This is a genomic window from Vibrio alginolyticus NBRC 15630 = ATCC 17749 (assembly GCF_000354175.2).
GTDB classification, from domain to species: Bacteria; Pseudomonadota; Gammaproteobacteria; order Enterobacterales; family Vibrionaceae; genus Vibrio; species Vibrio alginolyticus.
In genome coordinates this window covers 212235-238367 of the sequence record NC_022359.1, presented here as the reverse complement: position 1 = coordinate 238367, position 26133 = coordinate 212235, and the positions used below count along the sequence as shown (strand labels likewise).

General features: G+C 46.1%; 28 protein-coding genes. 12 read left to right on the top strand and 16 right to left on the bottom strand.

What is annotated here, in order from left to right; all coding sequences use genetic code 11:
• Window positions 1-27: 27 nt before the first annotated feature.
• From N646_RS16405 to N646_RS16355, 10 genes are all read right to left on the bottom strand, one after another.
• Window positions 28-699 (bottom strand): DUF2057 domain-containing protein, encoded by a 672-nt coding sequence (locus N646_RS16405; RefSeq protein ID WP_017634411.1) that lies wholly within the window; start codon window positions 697-699, stop codon window positions 28-30.
• Between the two features lie 216 nt (window positions 700-915).
• Window positions 916-2064: an AI-2E family transporter gene (locus N646_RS16400; protein WP_017820553.1), complete on the bottom strand. Its 1149-nt coding sequence runs from the start codon at window positions 2062-2064 to the stop codon at window positions 916-918.
• Complete coding sequence (locus N646_RS16395) at window positions 2057-2743, bottom strand: potassium channel family protein (RefSeq protein WP_005374942.1); 687 nt, start codon at window positions 2741-2743, stop codon at window positions 2057-2059. Before N646_RS16395 ends, N646_RS16400 begins: the two co-directional genes overlap by 8 nt.
• A gap of 16 nt (window positions 2744-2759) precedes the next feature.
• Entirely contained in the window at window positions 2760-3650 is an 891-nt protein-coding gene (locus N646_RS16390) for an HlyD family secretion protein (protein WP_017820552.1), read from the bottom strand.
• A gap of 12 nt (window positions 3651-3662) precedes the next feature.
• Window positions 3663-3866 carry a DUF1656 domain-containing protein gene (locus N646_RS16385; RefSeq protein ID WP_005374946.1) on the bottom strand — a complete coding sequence of 68 codons (204 nt, stop codon included), beginning with the start codon at window positions 3864-3866 and terminating at the stop codon, window positions 3663-3665.
• Window positions 3866-5509: a TolC family protein gene (locus N646_RS16380; protein ID WP_017820551.1), complete on the bottom strand. Its 1644-nt coding sequence runs from the start codon at window positions 5507-5509 to the stop codon at window positions 3866-3868. The genes N646_RS16385 and N646_RS16380 overlap by 1 nt, the downstream gene beginning before the upstream one ends.
• 10 nt (window positions 5510-5519) lie before the next feature.
• Window positions 5520-7694: an FUSC family protein gene (locus tag N646_RS16375; RefSeq protein WP_017820550.1), complete on the bottom strand. Its 2175-nt coding sequence runs from the start codon at window positions 7692-7694 to the stop codon at window positions 5520-5522.
• Window positions 7695-8082: 388 nt separating this feature from the next.
• A complete protein-coding gene (locus N646_RS16365) occupies window positions 8083-8952 on the bottom strand; it encodes a DMT family transporter (protein WP_017820548.1) in 870 nt (289 codons plus the stop codon).
• A 141-nt stretch (window positions 8953-9093) separates the two neighbouring features.
• A complete protein-coding gene (yidZ, locus tag N646_RS16360) occupies window positions 9094-10062 on the bottom strand; it encodes an HTH-type transcriptional regulator YidZ (protein ID WP_031777168.1) in 969 nt (322 codons plus the stop codon).
• Window positions 10037-11227, bottom strand: a complete 1191-nt coding sequence (locus N646_RS16355) for an MFS transporter (RefSeq protein WP_017820546.1) — start codon at window positions 11225-11227, stop codon at window positions 10037-10039. The genes yidZ and N646_RS16355 overlap by 26 nt, the downstream gene beginning before the upstream one ends.
• A gap of 132 nt (window positions 11228-11359) precedes the next feature.
• On the opposite strand from N646_RS16355, the gene N646_RS16350 reads away from it, so the two are divergent.
• The gene (locus tag N646_RS16350) at window positions 11360-11830 is read left to right on the top strand and encodes a GNAT family N-acetyltransferase (protein WP_017820545.1); all 471 of its coding nucleotides are present in this window, start codon (window positions 11360-11362) and stop codon (window positions 11828-11830) included.
• 24 nt (window positions 11831-11854) lie between these two features.
• Window positions 11855-12313: a GNAT family N-acetyltransferase gene (locus N646_RS16345; RefSeq protein ID WP_005386911.1), complete on the top strand. Its 459-nt coding sequence runs from the start codon at window positions 11855-11857 to the stop codon at window positions 12311-12313.
• Between the two features lie 34 nt (window positions 12314-12347).
• On the opposite strand, the gene N646_RS16340 is transcribed toward N646_RS16345, so the two are convergent.
• Window positions 12348-12860: a DUF2799 domain-containing protein gene (locus N646_RS16340; RefSeq protein ID WP_005374970.1), complete on the bottom strand. Its 513-nt coding sequence runs from the start codon at window positions 12858-12860 to the stop codon at window positions 12348-12350.
• A 259-nt stretch (window positions 12861-13119) separates the two neighbouring features.
• On the opposite strand from N646_RS16340, the gene N646_RS16335 reads away from it, so the two are divergent.
• From N646_RS16335 to N646_RS16320, 4 genes are all read left to right on the top strand, one after another.
• Window positions 13120-13830 carry a response regulator gene (locus tag N646_RS16335; RefSeq protein ID WP_017820544.1) on the top strand — a complete coding sequence of 237 codons (711 nt, stop codon included), beginning with the start codon at window positions 13120-13122 and terminating at the stop codon, window positions 13828-13830.
• Complete coding sequence (gene creC, locus N646_RS16330) at window positions 13830-15272, top strand: two-component system sensor histidine kinase CreC (RefSeq protein WP_017820543.1); 1443 nt, start codon at window positions 13830-13832, stop codon at window positions 15270-15272. Before N646_RS16335 ends, creC begins: the two co-directional genes overlap by 1 nt.
• A 75-nt stretch (window positions 15273-15347) precedes the next feature.
• Window positions 15348-16688: a cell envelope integrity protein CreD gene (gene creD, locus N646_RS16325; protein WP_017820542.1), complete on the top strand. Its 1341-nt coding sequence runs from the start codon at window positions 15348-15350 to the stop codon at window positions 16686-16688.
• Complete coding sequence (locus N646_RS16320) at window positions 16675-17103, top strand: ribosomal maturation YjgA family protein (protein ID WP_017820541.1); 429 nt, start codon at window positions 16675-16677, stop codon at window positions 17101-17103. Before creD ends, N646_RS16320 begins: the two co-directional genes overlap by 14 nt.
• A gap of 240 nt (window positions 17104-17343) precedes the next feature.
• Here N646_RS16320 and N646_RS16315 read toward each other — a convergent pair whose 3' ends face one another.
• A complete protein-coding gene (locus N646_RS16315) occupies window positions 17344-18018 on the bottom strand; it encodes a fructose-6-phosphate aldolase (protein WP_021707589.1) in 675 nt (224 codons plus the stop codon).
• Window positions 18019-18274: 256 nt separating this feature from the next.
• Here N646_RS16315 and N646_RS16310 point away from each other — a divergent pair, with 256 nt between their 5' ends.
• Both N646_RS16310 and N646_RS16305 read left to right on the top strand, forming a co-directional pair.
• Entirely contained in the window at window positions 18275-19216 is a 942-nt protein-coding gene (locus tag N646_RS16310; protein ID WP_017820538.1) for a glycyl-radical enzyme activating protein, read from the top strand.
• 2 nt (window positions 19217-19218) lie between these two features.
• Window positions 19219-21642: a formate C-acetyltransferase/glycerol dehydratase family glycyl radical enzyme gene (locus N646_RS16305; RefSeq protein WP_017820537.1), complete on the top strand. Its 2424-nt coding sequence runs from the start codon at window positions 19219-19221 to the stop codon at window positions 21640-21642.
• Between the two features lie 84 nt (window positions 21643-21726).
• Here N646_RS16305 and N646_RS16300 read toward each other — a convergent pair whose 3' ends face one another.
• On the bottom strand, window positions 21727-22272 hold the full coding sequence (locus N646_RS16300) for a TetR/AcrR family transcriptional regulator (protein ID WP_005374997.1): 546 nt from the start codon (window positions 22270-22272) through the stop codon (window positions 21727-21729).
• Window positions 22273-22370: 98 nt separating this feature from the next.
• Between N646_RS16300 and N646_RS16295 the strand changes: the two genes are divergently transcribed.
• From N646_RS16295 to N646_RS16280, 4 genes are all read left to right on the top strand, one after another.
• Entirely contained in the window at window positions 22371-22844 is a 474-nt protein-coding gene (locus N646_RS16295) for an HPP family protein (RefSeq protein WP_005374998.1), read from the top strand.
• 138 nt (window positions 22845-22982) lie between these two features.
• Window positions 22983-23198 carry a TIGR02450 family Trp-rich protein gene (locus tag N646_RS16290; RefSeq protein ID WP_005374999.1) on the top strand — a complete coding sequence of 72 codons (216 nt, stop codon included), beginning with the start codon at window positions 22983-22985 and terminating at the stop codon, window positions 23196-23198.
• 112 nt (window positions 23199-23310) lie between these two features.
• Window positions 23311-23688 carry a PH domain-containing protein gene (locus N646_RS16285; RefSeq protein ID WP_005386881.1) on the top strand — a complete coding sequence of 126 codons (378 nt, stop codon included), beginning with the start codon at window positions 23311-23313 and terminating at the stop codon, window positions 23686-23688.
• A gap of 10 nt (window positions 23689-23698) precedes the next feature.
• The gene (locus N646_RS16280; RefSeq protein ID WP_005375001.1) at window positions 23699-23917 is read left to right on the top strand and encodes a DUF6500 family protein; all 219 of its coding nucleotides are present in this window, start codon (window positions 23699-23701) and stop codon (window positions 23915-23917) included.
• Here the strand turns inward: N646_RS16280 and N646_RS24995 are convergent.
• From N646_RS24995 to motA, 3 genes are all read right to left on the bottom strand, one after another.
• Window positions 23914-24201 (bottom strand): hypothetical protein, encoded by a 288-nt coding sequence (locus tag N646_RS24995; protein WP_005375002.1) that lies wholly within the window; start codon window positions 24199-24201, stop codon window positions 23914-23916. The two genes, N646_RS16280 and N646_RS24995, sit on opposite strands and share 4 nt — an antisense overlap.
• A gap of 77 nt (window positions 24202-24278) precedes the next feature.
• A complete protein-coding gene (locus N646_RS16270) occupies window positions 24279-25274 on the bottom strand; it encodes a flagellar motor protein MotB (RefSeq protein ID WP_005375003.1) in 996 nt (331 codons plus the stop codon).
• Window positions 25274-26131, bottom strand: coding sequence for a flagellar motor stator protein MotA (gene motA / locus N646_RS16265; protein ID WP_005375006.1), 858 nt, complete (start codon window positions 26129-26131; stop codon window positions 25274-25276). Before motA ends, N646_RS16270 begins: the two co-directional genes overlap by 1 nt.
• Window positions 26132-26133: the final 2 nt, after the last annotated feature.

The window sequence follows — 26133 nt, the reverse complement described above, 5'->3', positions numbered from 1 at the left end:
TTTTAATATCGATAAAGTTAACCAGATTTACTGTTGATTAACATATTTCTTAAAGCGAGCTTTGGTTTCTGCGTCTGCTTTTTGGTACCAGAAGTGCAGCATCTCTTCAGCTGTCGAATCCGCTTTAACCGCAGTTGCTCTCACTTGCTTCATATCCGCAGGAACCTTTGCAGGAAGCGTGACTGGCTGCATGGTTGCTGCGCCAGCAAAAGCCACGGCTGCTGCACCGCCAGCTTGGTTATAATCTTCGATTTCACGCACGTAATCACGACCGATTTGCATACCCGGTTTGAGCAACTTGTCCTGGTCAACCGCGATTGCGTTGCCAGAATCATCAACCAGTTTCCAATCTAAGTCTTTGATCTTCTCTTCCGCATCACGTAGGTTGCGGTATTCTGGCATTTGTAGAGTGAGTTCGGCATTGGTCGCGTCAAATCGTGTAACGATAACATCGCTTTCAACACTTAAACGGTCATTACCTTGGTTGAAGTAAGGGGCGAAACGAAATACGACTTGGTTAAGGCCATCAGGTAACGTCAGTGTTCTTTCAGAGGCGAAAAAACCACCCGAAAGATCTGCTTTTTCACCGTTAGCCGCTAATACTGAAACGTTGTCAGGAACACTCACGGTTACATCTGCGAATGCCATGCCACTCATTGCGAGAGCAAGCGCACAAGTTAAAGGCTTGATCAATTTCATTGTTTTTATCCTAAGCAAATTAGTGGTCATCGAGAGTGCATCGTTCATTGCCCGATTGCAACTCCCAAGTGTAATAAGTATGAAAATTTAACAAGAACGTCATTTTTATCGCATTTATTACGACGAAACTGTGATCCAAATAGAATCAAACCGCTGAAATGCAGCGGTTTGATATCATAAGTTATAGATTAAATTTATTTCTAACTTATTGATTTATTATATGCCTGCACCGTGTCCAGGTTCTGATTGGTCATTAGAAGCGTCTTGTTGTTCTGCCATTTCTTCTTGCTGTTGTGCTTTCTCAATGCTTAACCACCAAACAAATAACTCATACCAAATTGCTAGGATAACGGCACCTAAGAACAGACCAACGATGCCGTAGAAAAGCATACCACCGATGGCACCGAGCAGAATCACAGGCATTGGCACGTCGACGCCACGTCCCATTAACATTGGTTTGAACAGGTTTTCAGAAAGAGCCGCAACTACGACCCAAACAGTAAACATGGTTGCTGTTGAGGTGTCTTGGGTCATGTACATGAAGCCAATCACAGGTAGCACAGCGAGCAACGCCGGGAGCTGAGCGATACATAAAATCATTAGAAGCAGTGTGAGTAAACCTGCTGCCGGAACGCCAAATACGAAGAAACCAGCACCGATCAACAGTGCTTGAATCGCCGCTACACCGACTACGCCAAGCAGTACGCTTTTAATTGTCGCTGCGATAAGCGTGGTCCAGCTTTTTGCGTTTTCACCTGCGGTTCGAATCGCGATGGTTCTTAGGCCTGATGCCGCAGATTCAGAGTACGTCATGAAACCTGCTGCAATCGCAAGTGACAAGATTGAAAGCAGTAAACTTCCCAATACGCCCCCAAGTGTACCCAGTAAAGATGTGAGCCCTGCCTTTATTTGTGGCATAAAGGTTTGAATAGCTTGTTCAAGATTAGTAGCGAATAGGGTCCACACTTCGTAGAGCTTATCACCCACGATAGGCCAATCCGCTACGGAAGCTTTTGGCCCTGGTATTTTCACTTGTCCATTTTGTAGTACTTCAAGCGCGTGCGTTGCACCATCCACAATGGAGCCTGATACCATAACAAGTGGCGTGACAAGGAGGGCAATACCAAGTAAAGCAATGGTTGTGGCTGCCAGGCCTCTGCGACCACCATATACACGCTGCAATTTTTGGGTAAGCGGCATTAAAGCGACGGCTATAATAGCGCCCCAAATAACCGGAAGTATGAAGGGTTTGATGATGTCGTACGTAAACATCAGCAAGACAAAGATCAAGCCAATGCGTATTGCTGATTCCACCATATTACTGATGAAAAGCTTACTGTCGATTTTTACCGATTGTTTATCCATTTTTGTTTACCTGATGATCAATGTTAGAACTGACGAGACTTGAAACAACAATCGCCATATAAAAAACACCTGTGATGGCCTCTAAATACACCACGACTTGAGCCAGTGGTGTTAGAGGACTAATGTCGCCATAACCGAGCGTGGTTAAGGTAACGAAACTGAAATACGCTGCATTGGAGAAGTTCTGCCCCCAAGAAATCGCTTCCATACCGGTAAAGGCTTCAGGCGAAAACTCAAGCAGAATGAGGTAGGCAATCGCCCACATCAGACCAAGCAGCAAGAAAAGCGCGACCGAGCCAATGACTTTGTTGCTGTTGACATGGCCGGTGAAAAGAATCTGTCTTGCGATGGATTTAAAAGTGCCGAAAAAGAACGCAAAGGTGAGGGCAAGCATCACCACATTCATCTCTCTGATGTCGAAAACGGTCTTGATCACAATCACAAGAACCCAAATACCAAACAGGCTGTAGAGGAAACGAGACCAGGTTTTGTCAAAGCGAAGGCTCGCAAAACAGACGATAAACGTCAGAACCGTGAAAGCCTGAAGTATGTGTTCAATCGTCCCTTCACCTACGACTTGTGCCATCGCACTCCCTAGCAACAAAATCACTAGTGCTAAGGTTAGATAGAAGAAGTTGTTTTCTTCATTAATATTTTTGAGGTTTTTACCAATGACCATGGCTCTTCTCACTTAGTTATTGTTCACTTTCTGCGGATGACTCTTTCATCACCATGATGGACGCAGAAAGCCCGAATCGAAGGTCAACATCTTCAGGAAGTTCTTGTAGGGAGATTCGCACCGGAATACGTTGTGCTAAGCGAATCCACTGAAAAACAGGGTTTACGTTTGGAAGAAGGTTGTAGCCGACCGTGCCGTCTTTGGGCGCAATACCCCAACCAATCGAGTCAACCGTCGCGTCAATTGGCGTGTCTGGGTGAGACATCAAAGTGACACGCGCTTGGCTGCCAGGTTCGATTTGCGCAAGTTGGTTTTCACGGAAGAAACCAAATACCCAAAAGCTGTTTTTGTCGATCAGTGCGAGCAGTGGTTGGTTTGCGACCGCTTGCGTACCGTTTCTAATATCGAGGTTAGATACAAAACCATCGACGGTCGCATAAACTTTGGTAAAGCTGAGGTTAAGGCGTGCTGATTTTAGTTGCTCTTCTGCAGATTTGATTTGCAGTAGCGATTCTTCGTAAGCGATTTCACGACGAATCAGATCCTTGTGCGAAACCGCGCCACGGTCTTTGGCACGAATGTCTTTTAAGCGGTCATATTCGATTTTTTTACCGCGAGAGCTAACAATGGAGCGCTCCAGTGCTACTTCGGCTTGAGATAACGCAACCTGGTAAGTCGCAGGGTCGATTTCAAACAGTAAATCCCCCGTTTTTACTTCTTGGTTGTCTTGCACCGCGACATTTACAATTGGGCCTGAAACGCGAGGAGCCACTTTGATGACGTTGGCACGCACTTGTCCATCTCGTGTCCATGGGTTATTAAAGTATTCCTCAAACTTTTGATAGCCGAGCCAAGCTGCGCCACCAAGAATGACAAGATTGAGTACGATTACGAATAGTTTTTTCATCTTGTTTGGCACCTAAAATTGAATATAAAAGCTGTCGATGGCCACCACATAACCGACCATGATGGCAATAAACGTCAGAGACGGAAAAGCGATGAAGCGAGACAAACGTGTCTTGTTCAATATCATCACCGTTATCCACGTGGCCGTGACGGCGAGAAAGAGCACGAGTAGCGTAGGAGAAAAGTAAACGTCTCCCCAAGAGAGTTCATGAGGCATTACCGATCCTCCGTTTTGTTTTCATCACTGGTCTCAGCCGGAGTTTCGAGTCGCAAAGGCGGCAATACGCGGTTTTCTTCATTTAAATAACTTCCCCAGTCAGTGCGCTCTGTCATCTGCGTGGCAATCGATTCACTGATGAAAGGCTTGCCTGTTTGGGTTTGCCAGCCTCCACCGAGGGCTTTGTAGAGCGCGACAACTTGGTTCGCAACATTACCTTTGATCGTTGCGTAGCTGTCTTCTGCGCGGGTCATTTTTTCTACCGAGTTAAGCAGACGTTCGAATGAAATTTGTCCGTTTTCGTACTGTGTCATGGATATGTTGAACGCACGAATGGAAGAGTTGACCGATTGCAAGCGTAAATCTTTTTGCTGCAAATACAGGTCATACGCTTCGATTGCATTGGTGACTTCATTAACGGCTTGCAGTACCTTTTTGTTGTAGTTCGTCAGCGTTTCTTGGAAGCGAGCATCTTCGAAACGAATGTTATTTTTCACGCGTCCGTATTGGAAAATGTTCCAACTGAACGTTGGGCCAACCACCATGGTGAGCGAATCGCTAAAACTGAAACTGCTGCCATCGGGAACCGTACTGTCGATACCGATGGAACCGAACAACGAAAAGCTTGGGTACAGAGCGGTTTCTGCCACGCCAATCTGCGCACTTTGCGCGCGAGCTTGCATCTCAGAGACTTGCAAATCCGGACGTCGCATCACTAAGTTAGCATCCACTTGCGTATCCAAAAGCGGTGGACGTGGCACAATGGAGCGCTCGTCGGTGCCCGATAGCGCCGATTTTCTGCCCGTTGATTTGAACTGGGCTTCGTACTCAGCGATTTGCTTGTGCATCCCATCCGACTGTAGCAGTCCATCTACTTCTTCTGGTAACAGACCCAGTAGCAAAGCCAACACAGTACGTGATTGCTTCATTGCCACTTCGAGGCTCGGTAGCGCTGCTTTGGTGGTGTAGAGTTGGTTTTTAGCTTGTTGAACGTCCAATTCTGTAACGTTGCCAGAGTCGAACTGCACCTGTGTAATGCGGACGACACGCTCTTGAATCTCGATATTGCGGCGAGACAGCAAAATACGTTCTTGGAATGTGCGATAGTTGATGTAATTGCGCGCCACTTCGGCGGTTATGGTGACCATGATGTCGTGATACGATGCGATGGATGCGTAGTAACCCGCTTCTGCCGACTCAATACCGCGAGCATACTTGCCCCAAACATCCATTTCCCAAGCAGCATCAAACGACAAAGTGGCGTTATTCACGCCCTGATCATTTACGTAGGCACGCGCTAGGTTTCCTGACACGGTTTGAACTTGTGGGTATTGCAAGCCAGTCGAAATACCAAGCAATGAACGTGCTTGGACAATTCGTAGCCCTGCGGCTTCTAAATCGAGGTTTTGTTTGCTCGCCAACTCAACCAGCTGATTAAGAGTTGAGTCATTAAATTGCTGCCACCATTGTTGTAGCTGTTGCTCTGATTGCTGCGTATCTTTGGCTGCTTTTTGCACCGACCAGTCACTTGGCAGTGGCGCCTGCTTTGGATGAACATAATCTGGTCCTACCGTGGTACACGCACTGAGTCCGAGCAAAGAAAGTATGGCGAGGCTTGGTTTGGTTAGTTTTGGAAGCATCATATCCCCACCTTTAAAAACGCTTCTGTTGTAAGTTCACCCAATCGATATCCTCGTAGGTTTGCTTGCAATGCTTGATTGCTTCGAACACGTTCCGTTTTAAATTCAGCAAGATATAAAAACCGGCTATCTCTGAATAAGCGTAGTCAGATAAATCCAACTCACTAAAAAAATCTTCCAGTTTATCTTCGAATGTTTGGTAATCCTGACTGTATTGGTCGAATACGGAGTCGAGTTCTTGTGTTGCTTGATGGCTGGCTAAAGCGCCTGCCATCAAAGGAATGATGGAATCGCGGTGTTGTTGACGAAGCTGAGTAATCAGCGGATTGGCCATCAACTTTTTCTCGGCGGCCATTAAGATGTTGATGTGATTACTGAGTACATCACACGCTTTGCTAAACGCGCCAATCGCTTCTGGCGTGGTTTTATCAAAGTGTTTGTGGTTGATTTTCGAACCCCAGACTTTGAGCTTTTTCGATGAGACATTGAGCGTCACCAAGTGCAAGGCCCGTTTGAGCGGCGTAATAACCGAGCTGGACTGCTGTTGATAGGTAGTGAACAGCTCTCGGGTATGTCGGAAGTAGCGTTCTTTTATGGTCAAAAAGAGGTGTTCTGGTCGTGAGCTAAACGGGAAGTAGTGCGCGAAAATAATCATGAACACCACCATGTAGAACAACAGCATGATCGTCATGAGGATCCCGAAGTGATAGAACATGTTGTTGTCTAAACCCAGAACAAACAAGCCCACCATGTAGAAAATCGTCACTGGCCCGTTAAACAGATAAAAGCCGATAAAGGTGTAGATAAAGATGAACAGGCCAAGTTCTAACCCGAGATCCAATTGCGGAAGAATGAAGACGTAAGAAGGCACCGCGAACAAGAAGCCGAAAGTGAACAGCACAAGTAACAATATCGGGTGCACAGGTACGAACGACAGCAAAGACATAAACATGGTCGAGAAGACCACGAACGAGTAGCCGCCTGGTGGATTGAAATAAATCCAAATCAGTCCTGCAACCCAATAGGTAACAAAGGTTTTGACCGCAGTTTTAAAGTTTTCTGCGTCCCACCATAGAAACTTGCCTTTCGGTTTCGGCAGTGGCACGTCAAAGGAGACATTGTTCGTCACAGAGTCAATACAGCTAATGCTCTCCGCTAAACGCGACAAGTTTTGATGCATCAGTTCCAACAGGTGACCAAGCGTAAGCGCAGAGCCTTTCTCTAGGTGAGCTGCGTCTTCTAGCAACGCTTGGTTGTATTTGACTTTGAACTCCTGAGCACGATAAGCGGGTTCTTTTTCGTCCCAGACTTGTTGGCAGGTATCAAATAGCGCGTCAATTTCCGCCACGGCTTGATCAAAGTTGCTGATGCTTTCACGGTCTTGTTGGTGGCTAAAGTGGCTGTGCGCCGCAACGGTCAATTGTTGCGTTACTTGCTTGTTCAAATGAACCGCCAAGCGCCACTCTTTCATGTAGGCCGACACGTCGCTGCATTCCACACTGACTGTGGCAAAACGCTGTTCGAGCGCATTTTGGGCGGCAAACATCTGTTCGATGAGAGTGTCCACGCTAGGTTGTGGCTCTTCAGCTTCTGGATTTTCTTCTCCGCCTTCTTGAGGAGAGATTTGCCCTGCCGATTTTTGCTCGAAATTTTGCAAGATAGCGGTGAACAACGCGCGTTGTGCTTGGTTGAGTTGTTCGATGAGCTGTCTTAGGTTTTGTTCTGTTTTGGTCGGGAATAAGAAAGTCCCCACGAGTGTGTAAACCACCACCCCAAACACCGTCATATAGGCGCGGTCAACGCCATAAAGGAACGCACCTTCTGCGTCACCGCCATTGGACATCATCAACGTCATCACACCGGTCAGCATGAGTAGCGTAGGATCTTTTTGATAGGCATTACGGAAGTAAAAAATGAATGAGACCACAACCGACACGCTCAGCATGTACAGCAAGCGGTCTTGAGCAAACAACCCCACCAGTAACAAGCCAACCACGGCACCAACCAATGTACCTAACACGCGTAAGGTACCTTTGGCGAGTGATTCACGACGACTGCCTGTGGATGCAATCAGCATCACTGTGGTTGCGGCCGTCGATGCTTGCGGCCAACCCATGGCAAACGGGATTAGATAAGCCAGAGTCAGGCTAAGCGATACTTTAATAGCGAATTTTATTTTGTCGTTCATAGTGTCAAAGTTTGCTCAGGCTTATCGTTATAAGTTGATGAATTTCTTATATGAATAATCCGAATCTTGTTCTGAATAAATTCGGGGGGCGGAATATAGCGGGTGAAAAAGTGTGCTTTGTAAACCCTTTGTCAAAACAAAAAGTGCGTATTTGGCTTGATCTCGTGCTAGCCCTTGGCGTTATTGGTGAAACGCCTAAAACGAGCAAATTCGCGATCTGTGATGATTCTCACTTTTGAAACAAAATCGCTGCATTGTGTGAGCCAATTCTCACCTTATATTCTTCGCCTGGTACCAAAGCAGACCACTTGTACCATCTGCAATGAGCTTTACTGCTTTAAAAAGCATAGATGATGAATGGGTACTTGAGAGGGAAAGTTATTACTTTTTATCGGCTTGCCGATTGTTCGTTTGTTTTTTTGGATCGAGATAAAAAAACCAAAGCGATGCCACCAAGAATGATGCCGCTGGTTAAAAGAATATGCAGTGAAAGAGGCTCGTGGAGTACGACGGTGCCGAGTAGCAAAGCAATGGCTGGCACGGAAAGTTGGCTGACGGCGGCTTGAAGCAAAGAGAGCTTACGCATTACTTGATACCAAAGCGTATAACCAAGGCCAGAGGCAATGGCACCAGATGCGATAGCGAGCAACACTCCGCTCAAAGAAAGGTGGATTGAGGACAAGATTAATGGCGAAAGGAGCACGCCAATTATTGATGCAGCGATGAATCCCCACGTGATGCCACTACTTGGAGAAGGCGCTTGTTTACCGAGCGCAGTAAACGCAGCCCAACAAACGCCAGAAATCAACATGAGAAGTGCAGAGCTAATATCGGGGCGCGTGGCAGATGGCAACATCAACCAAACAAACCCAACAATTGAAAGGCCGATACCGATGATTTCGAGAAACTGAAAGCGCTCACCTTGCCACCAATAGATCGCCAGTAATGTAAGTTGCACGGCACCAAACAAAAGCAAAGCACCGGTTCCTGTCGCCAGTTGTAAGTACGCGAAAGAGAAAAGGGCAGCGTAACCAAATAACGCCACGCCAGCAAAAAAGCGAAAGCGAGAAGTTGGCCGATCGGTTTTCCACTGACCTCTCACGACAAGCATTGTGATTAAGATAACATCGCCGGATATCAATCGAACGAGCGTGAAGCTTCCTGCATCAATTAACCCTTCTGCTAAGGCAAGTCGACACAATAATGAATTGGCAGCGAACGCCAGCATCGCAATGGCAGTGAGTAAAAAGGTCGACATCCTTGATCCTTAGCGTGTAAATGAACAGCTAGTGTAGATCCAAAAGAACATTTTTATTAGTTGATAAAGTGATTAGTTATAGCTATCAGAGCAAGAAAGTCATTAAAAATAACCAGAGAAAACCTGACCTTAGCCTGAGTCTTACTGTGGTTGGGAAGGTTGTTTGTACAATGACTTAATGGTGTTTTTCAACCATAGCAATTTGGGATTGTACGCATTGCGTTTATGCCAAATCATGGTAAATGGAATCAGTAACTTGTCTTGTTGAGCTTGGTCTAATGGAATTGGCAAGCACACCAAATCGAGATGCAGCTTTTCTGTGTAACTTTTGCAATAGTGCGGCGCGGTGGTGATCATGTCATGCGTCGGCTGCGCTGCCATAAAAAGGGATTGCTCAAAGTTGGACATCGTCAGCCCGATAGAGCGCTGTAGCCCTAGTTCCGTTAATACTTCATCCAACGCCCAAGTTTCACTTTTTTCCCAAACAATATTGATGTGTTGGTAGCTCAGAAAGGTCTCGAGATTCCACTCTTGCTGTAATGCCGGATGATCTTTATGTAAATACACCATCGGCAGGTCATAAAATAGAATCTCAAAATCCAAGAAATACGGCAGAAGATCCAACGACTCTTTCGATCTCGGGTGACTCTCTCGGCCGGTAAAACCGATATCCGCCTCGCCTCGAATGATGGCGTCGAGTGAGTCGTAATCCCAGTTACTGGTTTTTACTTTCGCTTCAGGGTATCGCTGGTGGATAGCGACGATGAGTCTGTCCAGCATTGTGAGCACTAATGGCGACTCAATCGTGATATCAAAACGCACTCCTTTAGGCGTAATATCGCTGCGTTTTTCTGCAATCTGGCAGCCAATTTGCAGCCATTCTGCAAGATCTTGCTCCATGCTTTGCGCCAAGGGCGTTGGCGCAAGACCTTTAGGTGTTTTGACAAACAAAGGATCATCGAACCAATGACGAAGTTTGTTGAGCGACTTACTTACGGTAGAGGGCGTAACGTTCAGCTTTTTCGAGGTTTTCGAGACGCTTTGCTCTTGCAACAATAATTGCAGAGTGAACATTAAGTTTAAATCAAGTCGCGCTAGGGATTTCTTCATAATGGGTATCGTGAACAGGCTTTGGAATCAATAGTATTAGAGCAAGGCTGATTACGCTACCTAGCACTAAGATAAACACCAACATATTCAGTGCAGTAACGCCGATGAAACCCATAAACCAAATATAGAACGCGGAACTACAAACTTGAGCAATGCCCAGTAACGAGCTTGCCACGCCAGCTTGTTGAGAGAATGGGCTGAGCGCTTGGCTCATGGCCACGCCAAAGCCACAAGCGAAGCCTGCGCAAATCAGCCCAAGTCCGAACACATAGTAAAAAGGTTGTCCATCATGGAAATGGGCTGCACTGAGCACGATGGCTGAACAAACGAGCAATACTTGAGAGCTCATCATTAAGGTTCGCTGCTTGAAAATCCCCAATGCCAATGGCGCCGAGAACGAAATCAACATACTGATCGTCGCAGTCCCCGCCATGATGGAAGAATAGCCACCGCGATCAAAACCAAGCATACTCATCACAACAATTGGTGAAGCGTTAACAAAGGTCAGGATAGTGGTCACTCCAAGTGCAGTAATGATCAGCCTACTGATAAAAAATCGCTCGAAGAAAGTCTCTTGATGGCTCTCTGGCGTTGTCTGTTCTTCACCTTGTTGGCTGGGTAGTGATTCCTTGAGAACAAAAATGGCCAATACACTGACGAGAATGCCCATTCCTGCCATCGTGGTAAACAAACTCGGCCAAGGAAATTTCAGCATAATCAAGTGACCAATCACGGGTGCGATCACTGGAATGATACAGGTGATGCCATTGAGCATCGACAATACTTTCGCGCGGCGTTCATCGTTTAACGTGTCGCGTAAAATCGCGAATGCGACGACATAGCAAGATCCAGCCCCGATGCCTTGGCAAAAGCGAGCAATCAAGAAAGTGTTTGGTTGCTCAGCCATCCCGCCGAGAAAAGACGCGAGCACGAAGATCATCGCGCCGACGACGGCAACAGGCTTTCGTCCCACAGAGTCTGCAATTTTCCCCGCGAATAACATGGTGGTAGCCATGCCAGCTAAATAGATCGAAAACGCAATATGCAACTGAGATTCACTGGCGTTGAGATCTGACGCAATTTGAGGCAAACCAACAAGATACAAATCAATGGCAGTAGGGTAGAGTAAAACGAGTGCAAAACTACAAAGTAAAAAACGGGACATGGAAACCTCTCTATCGAATGGCGAGGATAATAGAGTGCTAAACGTTTGCCTGCGAGTGGGAAATACGACACTAGGTATTTCTATTTACGACATACCCTGTATGAATTGAGCATAAAAACAACAAGGAAGATTATGATTACTATTGAAAAGTATTCGCCTGAGCGACATGAACACACTTGCGAACTTAGCGTTCTAGAAGAGCAATCGCAGTTTACGGTCGCGGATGTGGGTGAAATGCTTACACGTCTTGAACCCACAGAGCTTCCGCATCTGATTTTGGCAGACGATGACGTGGTTGGCTTTTTTCTATTTGATGCTGCTTACAGCGAGAAATACGATTTTTGCCCGAAAAACAGTTTAGGCGTACGTGCTTTGCTGGTGGATCACCGTCATCAAGGCAAAGGCATCGCCAAGCAAGCCATTCAACAGTTTGCCGATTTCGCCAAACGCCATTATCCCGAGTTTGATGCGCTTTATCTCACCGTGAATTGCCGCAACATACCCGCTTATCAGTGCTATTTAAAATCAGGGTTTGAAGATACCAATGAGCTTTACCACGGAGGCCCCGTTGGACCGCAACACATTATGAGACAGCCGCTTTAGCTAGGAAAAACCAAGGATGGAAAGATGAGGATTGAAATCGACAATTTAGAACGGCCGCAAGTGATAGCGCTGTTGGAAGGACATTTACAGGACATGTACGCCACGTCACCACCAGAAAGCGTGCATGCGTTAGATTTAGATAAGCTCAAAGCGCCAGAAGTGACATTTTGGACCGGATGGAAAGGTGAGCAACTGCTTGGGTGTGCGGCGATTAAAGAGTTGGATGACCAACACGCGGAGCTGAAATCCATGCGCACCACGCCTACGGCAAGAAACCAAGGTGTGGCATCTCAATTATTGATTCATGTGATTGAGCAAGCGAAGCAAAAAGGTTTGCAGCGCTTGAGTTTAGAAACGGGCTCGATGGAGTTTTTTAAACCAGCGCGCCTGTTGTATGAAAAGCATGGCTTTGTGTACTGCGAGCCGTTCGGGGATTACGAACTCGATCCGAACAGTCAATTCATGACCCTAGAACTGAGCTAGGGCCATGAATTTTTAGAAGCTAAATCCAATCGATTTAGAAATTCAGATTCAAGTTGATGGTTGGCGACAAGAGGCTTGAACGCTCGTCAGCCAATCGCTTTCTCTTCTCTTTCAGTCTCTTGGCATTATCTTTGTCTGGATTGCCATCAAGCTGATTATCGATGACCGAGATTTCAGTATCGATTTGTTGGATGCGTTGCTGGCGTTGATATTCTTGATGACCTAACTGGTAGTTCTCAATAAACTCTTTGCTGCTGCATACACCGTAATATTCTTTGCCTTCGATACCGACAGTGTACCCATTGTCTGGTGAGCAATATTGGATAGTGCCTTTATCAAAGCCTTCTTTCCATTTCGCTCGGTCGGGTGTCACACCCGCTTCACCACAGTCTTCGGTATAGCTATTGATAATGTTTGGATCGTTGCCATCTCGGCCATCTTGATAACCTACGTTGTACCAGTTTGCCGTTTTGCACTCATCCGGAGACATGCTGGCGCAACCTGAGAGCAAAGTCAGTAAAGCCAGGGGGATTAGCGCTCTTTTCATCAGTGACTGTCCTTTAAATAAAATCGAATTGATAACTTGAGTTTAAAATGAACACTGTTCATATCAATGGTTGAAATCATTGTATTCACAATTGTGGTGACTCATTAATCTAAGTGATAAATTTATTATGCTGAATAGAAGTGTGTTTGATTAGTATTATCCACGAACTGCGCCTTTGCTGCATCAATCCACTAGCCTTGGCCCCAAATTAAGTGATAATACCAACATAAAGATAAACACCGTCAATGAGGCTAAGACATTGAGCGAACAACCCACCGTCCTTATTATCGAGGATGAATCTGCTATCGCAGAGAACCTGATTCATGTATTAGAGATGGATGGCTACCACGCAGAGTGGTTTGCAACAGCAGGAGAGGGCTTAGCTTTTTTGCAGCACAACTCCGCAGCGTTACTTGTCTTAGACGTAGGCTTACCGGATGGCAATGGTTTTGAATTATGCAAAACCATCCGTGAGTTTTCTGATATTCCCATAATCTTTCTCACCGCAAGAAGCGATGAAATTGACCGCGTAGTCGGTTTGGAAATTGGCGCGGATGATTACGTGACTAAGCCATTTAGCCCGCGCGAAATGTTGGCTCGCATTAAACTTCGAATCAAAGCTAAAGCGCCAATGATGGAGCACAAACCAGAGCCTGTAGCTGTTCCAGAACAACCTCAATTTAGTCAAGATTTAGTTGCGCAGAACTTCGACTACGGTGTCGGTGGACAAATGCTTGGGTTAACTGCGGTGGAATTTAAGATCCTCGATAGGCTGATTTCCGTCTCTTCCAATGTATTGAGTCGAGAGCAACTTATGATCGCTGCTGACATGGCGCCGGAAGCTGCGTACGAGCGCAATATCGATACCCACATCAAAGCCATTCGCCATAAGTTGAAGCCGTTTGAGATGTCTGAACGCATCTGTACCAAGCGTGGCTTTGGTTACTTTTACTGCATAAAAGGTGAATGATGAATCGCTGGCCGAAGATCCCGCTTGGACTCAGACTGTTTTTTCTCTACTTCATCTTAGTCGGGATGACGGCTTACATGGTGAGCAAAACGGTTGTCCAAGAACTTAAGCCAACCGTGCGCCAAACCACCGAAGAGACGCTAGTGGATATGGCGAACTTACTCGCGGTATTGGCGGAAGAAGACGTCGCGAATGACAAGTTGTCTGAGAGTCGCTTCTCCAAACTATTAACGGCTTATGGACAGCGAGAGCCTCAAGCGCGCATTTGGGAAATCGGTAAAAAAGCGATTAACCATCGAATTTACATCACCGATAAACAAGGCATTGTGATTGCGGATTCTTGGCAGCAAGACGTAGGCAAAGACTACTCGCAATGGAACGATGTTTATCTCACGTTGCGTGGTCAATACGGCGCGCGCAGTACCATCGAAGACCCGAAAGATCCGCTCTCAACCGTTATGCACGTGGCTGCGCCCATTTACCACAAAGGTGAAATCATTGGCAGCGTGACGGTAGCCAAATCCAATCGCTCAGTACAACCCTTCATCGATCTTTCTAAACGCAATGTGCTGTTTTGGATGGTATGGATGAGTGGTTTAGTGCTATTGGCAGGGGCATTGTTTGCTTGGCGAATTCACTCGGCACTGAACAAGCTAGAAGACTACGCGACCAAAATGGGTGAGGGTGAAAAGGTCTCTAAGCCGACATTTCGTATCTTTTATGAGTACGGCACGCTAAGCGACGCATTGGAGAAAATGCGCAATCAGCTCGATGGTAAACAATATGTGGAAGAGTACGTACAGACGCTGACTCATGAGCTGAAAAGCCCGTTATCAGCGATTAAAGGCGCGAGTGAAATATTGCAAATGCCGTTGCCTGAAGAAAAGGTCACGCGCTTTGCTGGCAACATTGAGCGAGAAAGCGACCGCATGCAGTCATTGATTGATAAGTTGCTCGAACTTGCTCGTCTTGAAAAGCGCCCTGAGCTAGAACAAGTCGAAGCTATCTCGCTAAAACAAATGGTCAATGAGGTGGTTGAATCGGCGGATGCGCGTTTGAGTGCAAAGTCGGTCACTGCCAACATCCAAATTGATGATCATCTTGCCGTGCTTGGTGATGCCTTCTTACTGAAACAAGCCGTTTTTAACTTGATGGACAATGCGCTGGATTTTGTTGATTCAGAGGGATGCATTGAATGGAAAGCGGAGGTCACAAAAGAGAAGGTGTGCTTGTCGATTTTCAATTCAGGTCCTCACATTCCCGACTACGCGATGTCGCGTTTGACCGAGCGCTTCTACTCCCTCGCTCGGGAAAATGGCGTTAAGAGCACTGGGCTTGGGCTTAATTTTGTTGAGCAAGTGATCAAGCTGCACAAAGGTCAGTTGCAAGTCGAAAACGTCGATTCTGGCGTGAAAGTGACCCTGATTTTACCAACTCCATAGAAACTCCACATTAGCTCCATTCGTTCTCCAAATTGCTGATTTAGATTACTCCCATCAGCAAATGGAGAATGAAACATGAAAAAGATCCTCAATAACCAACTCGGCACGAAGTTCGCCTTCGTGCTGTTTTTGTTTGTCTTATTGCAAATCCCGCTTTCAATGGTCACAGGGCTGATCTCAGAGCGCTCATATCGCCAAGATGAAGTCAGAAACGACATCGCACGCAGCAGCAGCGGCGAGCAGCGCATCATTGGTCCATTCATCATGGTTAACTACACCGAAACCAGTTACCGAGATGACAAAGTACAGATTAAAGAGCGTCGTAAATTTCTTTTACCTAGCACTTTTGATATGAGCGCGAATCTGGACAGTTTTGAAAAGTACCGAGGCATATACCGTGCGCGTTTATACAAAGCACAAGTGGCACTGAAAGGCACTTTCGATGCAGACGATCTCGCGGCGTTGCAGGGGCTTGATATTGACAACATGAGCCTAGTGGTTGGCATTGAAGATAGCCGCGGATTAATTCGTTTGGATGACATGACCATGGAGAGTGCTAACATCGAAGTCGCACCGGGAACGGGGTTAAATCAGTTACCACAAGGCTTCCACAGTGATCTGACACTTGCAGACCTAAACCCAGCACAACCTTTGGCTTTCGATCTTAACTTCTTGCTACAAGGGATGGGACAGCTTCAAGTCACACCAATTGGCAGTCAAACAACGGTTGAACTCTCTTCAACTTGGGCGCATCCAAGCTTTATCGGTGATTACTTACCGGTGTCATCAGAAGTATCTGAAGATGGATTTAACGCACAGTGGGCGAGCAACAACTTCTCTACCAATATTGCGCAGCTGTTCCAAAGCTGTTTGTCATCGAATCACGCTTGTCACGAGCTTGAACAGCGACAAATGGGCGTAGATTTGATTGATCCCGTGGACCACTATTTGAAATCTCACCGAGCTGTGAACTATTCACTGTTGGTTATCACATTAGTATTTGCGAGTTTCTTCTTACTGGAGCTGTTCCAAGCGCGTCCGGTTCACCCAGTACAATACGGCTTTATTGGTCTGGCTTTAGCGCTTTTCTATCTATTGCTGATTTCGATGAGTGAACACCTCGGCTTTAACTGGGCATATGTGGTGTCAGCAGTCGCATCGACGGGGCTTTTAAGTGTTTACGTGAGCGGTATGTTGAGCAACACCAAACACGGCGCGATCTTCGGAGCGTGTTTGCTCACTCTCTACGGATTACTGTTTGGCTTGCTACAAGCAGAAAGCTACGCATTGGTCATGGGGGCATTACTGTGTTTCGCGATTTTGAGTTTCACTATGGTCATTACACGCAACATCGACTGGTACGCACGAAATAATAAAGCGGAAGAAAGTGCAAAGGCGAATCATGAAGACGTTTAAGCGAGAAACTCTCACTGGTCAGCCAAGTGATATGGTGGAAGAGACATCCGCTATCCACCTGCGATTTTCTGCAAAAAATGGACTGAAAAGCTTGGTGTGTTTTATCGCATTGGTCGTTATTGCGCTCTATGTTCGAGACAGCTTTATTCGTCCGACATTTGGTGATGTTCTCGTTGTGGTTTGGCTCTACTACTTTCTTGCAAGTTTGTTCTCCATGCCTGTTAACTGGCTGGTTTCACTGGTGGTGTTGATTGCGTTTGCTGTTGAGTTAGGGCAACTGTTACAGGTCGCAGTTTGGTTTGGTATCGAATCTTCATCCCCTCTGGCTGTAATTTTGGGCGCCACATTTGATTGGAAAGATATGCTGGCTTACTGCATCGGAGGTCTACTGTGTTGGTGGATGGAAAAGAAATGAAAAACGAGATGAAAGCCATTACGCTACCAAACCGACTCCGCCATTCCAAACGAGGTATTCGTAAAAGGATCAAAATCAGTTTACTCAAGCGCGTGTACCTTTGGTCACTGACCAATAGAGAACTGCTGTAAACCTCACCTGTTTATATGAAATACAAAAGGGAACCTTAAGTTCACCGGCGCACAGGGTGAGTTAAGATTCCCTTTATTATTCATTGAGACGTCTAGCTGCTACTTTTAATTAGCTTTCAAATGAAAGTTTATCGCCGAACGTCTCTTTCCAGTCTTTATCGAACTGCTCAACCGCCGGTTTTACTGCTGGATGTGCGAACATTTGTGCCGCCACATCAGTTGGTAATGTAATGGCTTCGATGCCCAGTTTCATCACCTCCATCGCTTGTTGAGTGTTCTTGAAGCTGGCTGCCAAAATCTTCGCTGGTAGTTGGTTTTGATCGAGCAACAATTGAAGATCCGCGACCACTTCAACACCGTTGCCGTTCATCGCATCAATGCGGTTTACGTAAGGTGCTAGGTAGTCTGCACCGCACAGTGCCGCAAGGAAACCCTGTTGAGCGGAATAGATAGCGGTAGCAAGAACCTGAATTCCCTCTTTTTTCATTAGCTTAATTGCCGCTAAGCCGGTTTCTGTTGCTGGCACTTTTACCACCATATCGTAAGGCAATTCATTCAATTGGCGCGCTTCTGCCACCATGCCTTCGACGGTTGAACTCACGACTTGAGCGTGAAAGCGAGGTGTACCGCCAAGTGCTTCTTGCATACCTGCGAGGGTTTCATTCAGTCCCTGCTTTGACTTCGCCAAAATGCTTGGGTTTGTCGTCACGCCTTTTAGCGGTAGGCACTGGTTAAAGCGTTTTACTTCTGCCACATCAGCAGTATCTAAATAAAGTTCAATCATGGTTTCTACCTTAAACAAAATCTTCGTTTTGATGATGGGATCACTATAGATCTGACAATCGAACGAGATCTTGATTTTGATCAATTGAAATTTCATTTGAAACCATAATAATTTCATTAAATGAAACTCAAGTGAAACTTGTAAACGCTCAAATGAAGCTTTCAGTTAGAAAACACAAAAGCTGTTCATAAGACTCAACGAGCAAAAGAAACGAATTAGGTACACAGCAGTAGCACAAACCAAGAGGCAAGCAGAGATGTATTTCAATATCCAACGATTCTCTACCCATGATGGTGATGGCATTCGTTCCATTCTTTTTCTTAAAGGATGCAGCTTGTCTTGCCCTTGGTGTCAAAACCCAGAAAGTCGCAGCGAAAAGCATTCACTGTTGTTTGATCAGCGAAGCTGCATGGAAGATTGCCAGCTGTGCGTTTCTGCTTATCAAGCCACAACTCAATCTACAGCGGATAGTGAAACGGTAGGTGATGGTATTCAATGTATCGACAACCAGATCATCATCAATCGCAAAGCCATCAAAGAAGACCAACTGATCGCGCTGCGAGACGTCTGTCCTACGCAAGCACTGACTGTCTGCGGTGAAGAGGCGAAATCAGACATGTTGTTCGACACCTTAATGAAGGACAAACCTTTCTACGACCAAAGCCAAGGTGGCGTGACCTTCTCCGGTGGTGAGCCACTCATGCAAGCTGATTTGGTAGCAGAACTCGCACAGCGTCTGCATGACAACCAAGTCTCTACCGCCATTGAATCGTGCATGCATGTGCCGTGGAAGAACGTCGAAAAAGCCGCGCCGCATATTGATTGCTGGTTGGCGGATTTAAAACACACCGATGAAGAGAAGTTTCTTAACTGGGCGAAAGGTTCACTAAAACGCATCAAAGACAATTTCCGAAAACTGGCACCTATCGCGAAATGCATTGTGATTCGCGTTCCCGTGGTGCCGGGGTTCAATGACACCATCGAAGAGTTGAAAGACATCATCGATTTTGCGGCTTCACTAGAAAGCTGCCAAGAACTTCACTTGCTGCCGTACCACACGCTCGGCATCAATAAATACCGTTTGCTCGATATGCCTTACGAGTGTTCTGACAAGCCATTAAACAAACCAGAACTGCTAGAAAGCGCCATGCAATACGCAAGCGAAAACACCCAACTTAACGTGATTGTAAGAGGTTAACTATGGACCTAAATTACCTTCCTGAGCGTATCAAAGCGCACAAATCGGCACTGGTAAATATCGTAACGCCACCTGTCTGTACCGAGCGTGCAGAGGCATACACTCGTGCTTATCAAGCAAACGAAGACAAACCTGTGATTGTCCAACGTGCGCTGGCACTGCAAGAGCACTTACGCACTCGTACGATTTGGATTAAACACGATGAGTTGATCGTCGGTAACCAAGCGAGCAAAGTGCGCGCTGCGCCTATTTTCCCAGAATACACAGTGCGTTGGATTGAAGCGGAAATTGATGAGCTAGCCGACCGTCCTGGTGCAGGCTTTGCGGTCACTGAAGAAGATAAGCAAAGCATCCACAGCATCACGCCGTACTGGCGCGGTAAAACCGTTCAAGACCGTTGTTATGGTTTGTTTACTGATGAGCAGCAAGAGATCTTAGCCAGCACCATCATTAAAGCTGAAGGCAACATGACTTCGGGTGACGCGCACCTAGCGGTGGACAACGAGAAAATCTTGAAGCTAGGCATGAACGGTTTGTTAGAGGATGTTCGTCAGCACCGTGCTAACAATGATGTTTCGACCTTTGAAGGCTTGAAGAAAGAGCAGTTCTATAAATCAGTCGAAATCGTACTGCTTGCCATTCAAGATCACATGGTGAGCTACGCTGAATTAGCAGCAAAAATGGCGTTAGAAGAGACGCGCCCGCTGCGCAAAGCTGAGTTAGAAAGCATTGCGGCAAACTGTCGTCATGTAGCAAGCTACGCACCAGAAAACTTCTGGCAAGCATTGCAATTAAGCTACTTCGTTCAGTTGATGCTACAAATCGAATCGAACGGTCACTCGGTTTCTTTCGGTCGTATGGACCAGTTCCTCAACGAATTCTATGTTCGTGATATCGAAAACGGCACGCTTGAAAAAGGCTTCGCACTTGAGCTTTTACAAAGCTGCTGGTTGAAGCTGCTTGAAGTAAACAAGATTCGCTCTGGTGCGCACTCGAAAGCATCGGCAGGTTCTCCGCTGTACCAAAACGTGTGTATCGGCGGCCAGAAGTTGAATGAAAAGGGTGAGCCAGAAGACGCAGTGAATCCCCTTTCTTGGGCGATTCTGGAATCTTGTGGTCAGTTACGTTCGACGCAACCTAACTTGAGTGTGCGTTACCACGAAGGTTTGAACCAAGAGTTCTTAATGGGCTGTATCGAGGTGATTAAGTGCGGCTTCGGCATGCCAGCTTTTAACAACGATGAGGTTGTTATTCCTGAATTCATCAAGCTTGGTGTAGAGAAAGAAGACGCTTACAACTACGCATCTATCGGCTGTATCGAGACGGCGGTTCCGGGCAAATGGGGTTACCGTTGTACGGGCATGAGCTTCATTAACTTCGCTCGTATCCTGCTCGCTTCATTGAACGAAGGTGTGGATGCAACAACGGGTAAAGCTTTCTTGCCGCACGATAAGTCATTAGCAAAAGGCAACTTTGAGAACTTTGAGCAAGTGACAGCTTCTTGGGCAGAGCAAATCCGCTACTACACCCGTAAATCGATTGAGATTGATACGGTAGTGGACAGCGTGCTTGAACAGCAGGCACAAGACATCTTCTGTTCAACGCTGGTGGATGACTGTTTGGCTCGCGGTAAAACCGTGAAAGAAGGCGGCGCGAAATACGATTGGGTATCTGGTTTGCAAGTCGGTATCGCAAACTTGGGTAACAGCCTAGCTGCCATCAAGCACCTTGTTTTCGATGACGCGCAAATCACCCAACCAGAGTTGGCAAAAGCATTGGCAGAAGATTTCGACGGCATGGAGAACGAACAGCTTCGCCAACGTCTTATCAACTTTGCACCAAAATACGGTAACGATGATGACGCAGTAGACCAACTACTGGCAGACGCTTACCAAGTGTACATTGATGAGCTAGAACAGTTCGTTAATACGCGTCATGGGCGTGGTCCAATTGGCGGCGGTTACTACGCAGGTACATCAAGTATCTCGGCAAACGTCCCATTCGGTGCTTCAACCATGGCAACGCCAGATGGTCGTAAAGCGAAAACACCATTGGCAGAAGGTGCAAGCCCGTCATCTGGCTCAGACCGTTTAGGTCCAACCGCAGTGTATAACTCAGTGGGTAAGATCCAAGCGAATAAGATCTTGGGTGGCGTGCTGCTTAACCAGAAATTAAGTCCGGCAGCGGTTGAGTCTGAAGGGGATAAGCTCAAGCTTTCTATGTTGATTCGTACCTTCTTCAACCACCACAAAGGCTGGCATGTTCAGTACAATATCGTCTCTCGTGAGACCTTGCTAGCTGCGAAGAAGAACCCGGAGCAATATCGTGATCTTGTTGTGCGAGTCGCAGGCTACTCAGCCTTCTTCACAGCGCTATCACCAGATGCTCAAGACGACATCATCGCACGTACTGAGCACGAGCTGTAAGTGCACTGACTAACTAAAACAAAAGGCACCGACTGGTGCCTTTGGTTTGAATACTTAATTCGCGAATGACTATACCTGACCGCATTACAGCTTGTGCAAAATGGTCACGCATTTTTTCGTGACGTTGTCGTACTCTTTCGTCATGTAAGCGGTAGTGATCGCGCCCTCTTTCATGATGCAAATGGCATCGAGTAATGCAGCGTTGTCTGATTTGAGATAGCGTTGAATTAGCTCTCTGACTTGCTGCTTATGGTAGCGGCAATACGTTGCGATCTCGCCACTGTCGTCACTGAATTCCGCGGACGTATTGATGAAAAAGCAACCGCGAAACTCGCCCAACTTTTCTTCAGAGCCATGAAACCAGCCGTTGAGTGCTGTAAATAACTGATCGATCACCTCCGCGCTCGTTTGTGCTGAAGAAAGCTTTTCCTCCAACCATTCCATAAATATTTGGTGGCGTTGTTCTAATGCGGCGATGATAAGCGCTTCTTTGCTCTCAAAATGGTTATATAGCGTGCGTTTAGCCACGCCGGAAACATTGAGAACTTCATTGATGCCAATAGAGTTTATGCCTTGTTTGTAAAACAGTGACAAAGCTGTGTCGATCAATAACTGTTTCTTTTTGTTCATAACTATGTCCTCAAAAAGTTCCATAAACACATATTGACAAAGGTAGACAGATTTGTCTATTTTATTTTGTAGACAATTCGGTCTACTTTGAGGTGTTTATGAATAATTTAATTTTATCGTTGGTTGCCGGGCTTGGCGCTACGTTGGCTATTGGCGTATTGTCCTACGCTGAGGTATCACTGACGGAGGTTGTACTCCTGATGGCACCATTTGGTGCTACCGCAGTACTGGTGTTTGGGGTGCCTAGCAGCCCTCTCGCTCAACCAAAAAACGTGATCATTGGTCACTTCATCACGGCATCTATCGGTATTGCGTTTAGCCAGTATGTTGACGTCACGCCGGTCACGCTCGCGATTGCGACGGGGCTAGGTGTTTCTGCGATGCTGATTACGAAGACCACTCATCCACCTGCGGGTGCAAATCCAATTTTGATCATGGCGTCTGGGCAGGGATGGAGTTTTCTCTTCACGCCTGTCCTGATTGGCGCGGTAGTGATTGTTCTGGTCGGTAAAGGGCTACAGTTGCTCCAAAGTCAGTACTTAAACCCTCGATTGAATGGTCAGAAGACCTAGTCGGGTTGTAGTTAGGGCCGCGAAAGGGAGTGATCTCTTTTGCGGTTTTATCTTTTGTAGGTTTGCAAAAACAAAATCTGATTCTCTCTTGGTATTCAGTCGTATGCATCAACATGGTAGTTAAATTGGTACAATGCGATGAACAGAATCCACCCTAAGAAACTATTGCACAGTAAATGGACGGCAATTTCACCTAAAAACAAAGAGAAGCATTTTGTTGTGACGGAAATGGAACTAGATGAAGATGGTAACGTTGTGAGATGTGTCATCGAGGCAGTCATGAGTAAACGCGACCGAGAGATGAACTGGCAAGACCTAAAAGACTCTGAGCAATGGATGCAAGGGTGGAAGTGAGTGACGCTTCGTTGTTGGGCGAATCAAGCAGAAACGTGCGTTGCGAGTAGGCAAAAGTGGTGCTATCTGATACGTTGATAATTCGTTCTAACGCCCACTCAAAGGACTAATTATGATTGATTTCGACAATTCCTCTGTATTTAAGCTTAAGCCCATTGACGTTTCTAATGCCAGAGAAGACTTCCTTAAGTTCTTGATTGATGGTGAGACTATTTTCGCTGCTTTTAAAACAGTTCGTGACCAAGTGGTGTTTACGAACAAGCGAGTGATAGCGGCAAATGTGCAAGGGATTACCGGCTCAAAAGTGGATTACACTTCTTTGCCTTACAGTAAGATCAATGCATTTTCTATCGAGACCTCTGGTACTTTTGATTTGGATTGTGAAATCGAGTTCTTCATGAGTGAGGTGGGAAGAGTGCGTTTTGAAATTAAAGGCTCGTTTGATTTGATTTCTTTCAACCGTATGGTTAGTGAGTATGTACTAGGTTAAGGGATTAGAAATGAGAGCTTCGCTGAGAGACAAAATTATAGAGGTCTGTGACAAAAAGATCGCGAGTAAAGGTGAATTGGTTGGTCTCTCATTTTATGCGTTTTTCGCTAATAAAAATGACGACCCAGAGCTGTTGATGGAAGCGGCTACGTGGTGGATTCAGACTCACCAGCTCGACCACTTCGAAAAAGCAGTAAAAGTAAAATCAATGGTCGAGTCGGGGAGCTAAATTAAAAAAAAGAAGTAAAGAAAGCAGACAAATGCTAATAACGTTGCGGACAAAACAGGGTAGATAATGTAAGAGTCCTGCTTGTTGGTTCGTTGAAAACATAGCGAAACAAGTAAGACGTTATAAACTACAAGTAACAAGCTGATCATGGTTCCGCTGTTTAATGTCATACTTGATAGCTGAGTTAAGAAAAACGCCAATAAAAGGTAATCGAAGACAATGAGCCATAAAAAGGCTTTCTTCAGTAAGTCGCTTTTTCTTTTTTCGGATGATGTTATGTGCATATAGAACTCAACTAAAAAGTCACAGTAACAGAGGCTTTGGTTAGAGAGGTCACCATCAGAGTGGTGACCTTTTAAGATTATAATTCTTGAATTTTTACTTCGCTGGTGGCGGTATCGCCGGAGTAATTGATGACTTCTTGACGAATGACTGGTTGGTTGAATTCAGCCTTATCTTTCGCTTTTTGCAGTTCGCTTTCTTGGTGGTTGCCAAAAAGGGTCTCAAGCACTTTAGCGGCAGGAGTCGTTAAAACAAACAGCTCAATACGACGGTTTTCGCTAGAATCTGGCTCATCAGGATTAAGCAGCGCTCTATCTGACATACCCGTTACCTGCATTACTCTATCATCCGGCATACCGCCTTCAACTAACGTATTTCTTGCTACGTCTGCTCGAGAGGCTGATAACGCCCAGTTAGATTGACGACCAAAACGCTTTTTAAATGGAATTGCATCTGTGTGTCCGCTGATGATCAGAGGGTTGTTAACACGATGAAATACAGGTGCTAGTGCGAGCAGTAAATCTTCAAAAAAAGGAGTAAGTTCTGCACCACCACGGCTGAACATATGCTGTTTGTAATCATCTTGAAGGACGATACGCAAACCTTGTGGTGTCACCGTGACGTTTACATTTCCCTGCGCATTAATTTGGGCAGTCATTTGCTCAATTACTTTCGCTAGTGCGGCAAGTTGCTCTTGAGTATCGAAGTTACCAGGAATCAAAGAATCAATTTCTGGTCCATCCCCATCACCTTTGAAGTAAGAGCTTACCACATGGTTGGAGTTGTGTTTACTTGGCACAGAAGAGTCCTGTGCCAAGTCGATAGGAGAAATACTTTGTGACGTATCAAATGGGTTGCCGTAACTCTTGTCGAATACGCTTGAACTATGCAAGTGGGCAACAATCGCTTTACGCTCTTCTTTGTCTACCACCTGCATAACCCAAAGTACAAGAAACAGCGCCATTAGGGCGATCATGAAGTCAGCAAACGCGACTTTCCACGCGCCGCCATGAGACGACTCATCATGGCTGTATACTTTGGCACGTTTGAACACTACATGCTCTTGTTTTTGCATTATCCCTCCTGTTCAGCTAACCACTTCTCCATTTGGTTGAATGTTGGTTTGATGTCTAGCTGAATATGTTTACGACCAGCGTCAATGGCGAGCAATGTCGGCTTTTTCGCTACGTAGGCAACCAAGGTTGCACGAACGCACTCAAAAGCAGTCATATTACGTTTTACTCGCTGAGCCATGGCGTTACTTAGTGGATCTAAGCCACAGTAACAACCGAAAATACCAATGAATGTACCAACGAGAGCTGCCGCAACGTGATAACCAATCATAGCGATTGAGCCATCAATAGCTTGCATGGTGATAATGATGCCACCAACTGCTGCAAGAATACCGAAGCCAGGTAGTGCTTCTGCTGTACGCTGTAGTGAGCGTGAAGGTAAAAGCATTTCGTTCTGTATTGCTTCGATTTCTTGCTCTAGCAGTCCCTCTAATTCATGAGGCGACATCTGTCCCATTGCCATTAAACGTAAATTGTCAGTAATGAAAGAAATTAGGCGATGATCTTCTGCGATCGTCGGGTAAGCGAGGAACATAGAGCTTTGCTCCGGAGCCTCAATATGAGAATCCAGAAACTTGTATCCGCGGTTTCTCGCTGTCTCTAGCAAGTTGTTGAGTAGTGCCATTAATTCCATGTAGTACTCATGCTCTTCTGTTGGACCTTTAATGGTCGCTGGCACTTGGCGACGCATTTCTTTCAGTACATGAGGCGGATTACCGATGATCAAAGAACCAGCAGCGGCGCCAATAATGATAAGGAATTCGGCTGGCTGCCAGATAGCACCTAAGCTACCACCGGCCCACATATATCCACCGAAGACGCACACCAGGATAGTGAGCACTCCAAAAAACTTTTGCATCT

Excerpts from the sequence above, each read along its gene's own strand:
- N646_RS16405 (WP_017634411.1), bottom strand. The coding sequence starts at position 699 with ATGAAATTGATCAAGCCTTTAACTTGTGCGCTTGCTCTCGCAATGAGT.
- N646_RS16400 (WP_017820553.1), bottom strand. The coding sequence starts at position 2,064 with ATGGATAAACAATCGGTAAAAATCGACAGTAAGCTTTTCATCAGTAAT.
- N646_RS16395 (WP_005374942.1), bottom strand. The coding sequence starts at position 2,743 with ATGGTCATTGGTAAAAACCTCAAAAATATTAATGAAGAAAACAACTTC.
- N646_RS16390 (WP_017820552.1), bottom strand. The coding sequence starts at position 3,650 with ATGAAAAAACTATTCGTAATCGTACTCAATCTTGTCATTCTTGGTGGC.
- N646_RS16385 (WP_005374946.1), bottom strand. The coding sequence starts at position 3,866 with ATGCCTCATGAACTCTCTTGGGGAGACGTTTACTTTTCTCCTACGCTA.
- N646_RS16380 (WP_017820551.1), bottom strand. The coding sequence starts at position 5,509 with ATGATGCTTCCAAAACTAACCAAACCAAGCCTCGCCATACTTTCTTTG.
- N646_RS16375 (WP_017820550.1), bottom strand. The coding sequence starts at position 7,694 with ATGAACGACAAAATAAAATTCGCTATTAAAGTATCGCTTAGCCTGACT.
- N646_RS16365 (WP_017820548.1), bottom strand. The coding sequence starts at position 8,952 with ATGTCGACCTTTTTACTCACTGCCATTGCGATGCTGGCGTTCGCTGCC.
- yidZ (WP_031777168.1), bottom strand. The coding sequence starts at position 10,062 with ATGAAGAAATCCCTAGCGCGACTTGATTTAAACTTAATGTTCACTCTG.
- N646_RS16355 (WP_017820546.1), bottom strand. The coding sequence starts at position 11,227 with ATGTCCCGTTTTTTACTTTGTAGTTTTGCACTCGTTTTACTCTACCCT.
- N646_RS16350 (WP_017820545.1), top strand. The coding sequence starts at position 11,360 with ATGATTACTATTGAAAAGTATTCGCCTGAGCGACATGAACACACTTGC.
- N646_RS16345 (WP_005386911.1), top strand. The coding sequence starts at position 11,855 with ATGAGGATTGAAATCGACAATTTAGAACGGCCGCAAGTGATAGCGCTG.
- N646_RS16340 (WP_005374970.1), bottom strand. The coding sequence starts at position 12,860 with ATGAAAAGAGCGCTAATCCCCCTGGCTTTACTGACTTTGCTCTCAGGT.
- creC (WP_017820543.1), top strand. The coding sequence starts at position 13,830 with ATGAATCGCTGGCCGAAGATCCCGCTTGGACTCAGACTGTTTTTTCTC.
- creD (WP_017820542.1), top strand. The coding sequence starts at position 15,348 with ATGAAAAAGATCCTCAATAACCAACTCGGCACGAAGTTCGCCTTCGTG.
- N646_RS16320 (WP_017820541.1), top strand. The coding sequence starts at position 16,675 with ATGAAGACGTTTAAGCGAGAAACTCTCACTGGTCAGCCAAGTGATATG.
- N646_RS16315 (WP_021707589.1), bottom strand. The coding sequence starts at position 18,018 with ATGATTGAACTTTATTTAGATACTGCTGATGTGGCAGAAGTAAAACGC.
- N646_RS16310 (WP_017820538.1), top strand. The coding sequence starts at position 18,275 with ATGTATTTCAATATCCAACGATTCTCTACCCATGATGGTGATGGCATT.
- N646_RS16305 (WP_017820537.1), top strand. The coding sequence starts at position 19,219 with ATGGACCTAAATTACCTTCCTGAGCGTATCAAAGCGCACAAATCGGCA.
- N646_RS16300 (WP_005374997.1), bottom strand. The coding sequence starts at position 22,272 with ATGAACAAAAAGAAACAGTTATTGATCGACACAGCTTTGTCACTGTTT.
- N646_RS16295 (WP_005374998.1), top strand. The coding sequence starts at position 22,371 with ATGAATAATTTAATTTTATCGTTGGTTGCCGGGCTTGGCGCTACGTTG.
- N646_RS16290 (WP_005374999.1), top strand. The coding sequence starts at position 22,983 with ATGAACAGAATCCACCCTAAGAAACTATTGCACAGTAAATGGACGGCA.
- N646_RS16285 (WP_005386881.1), top strand. The coding sequence starts at position 23,311 with ATGATTGATTTCGACAATTCCTCTGTATTTAAGCTTAAGCCCATTGAC.
- N646_RS16280 (WP_005375001.1), top strand. The coding sequence starts at position 23,699 with ATGAGAGCTTCGCTGAGAGACAAAATTATAGAGGTCTGTGACAAAAAG.
- N646_RS24995 (WP_005375002.1), bottom strand. The coding sequence starts at position 24,201 with ATGCACATAACATCATCCGAAAAAAGAAAAAGCGACTTACTGAAGAAA.
- N646_RS16270 (WP_005375003.1), bottom strand. The coding sequence starts at position 25,274 with ATGCAAAAACAAGAGCATGTAGTGTTCAAACGTGCCAAAGTATACAGC.
- motA (WP_005375006.1), bottom strand. The coding sequence starts at position 26,131 with ATGCAAAAGTTTTTTGGAGTGCTCACTATCCTGGTGTGCGTCTTCGGT.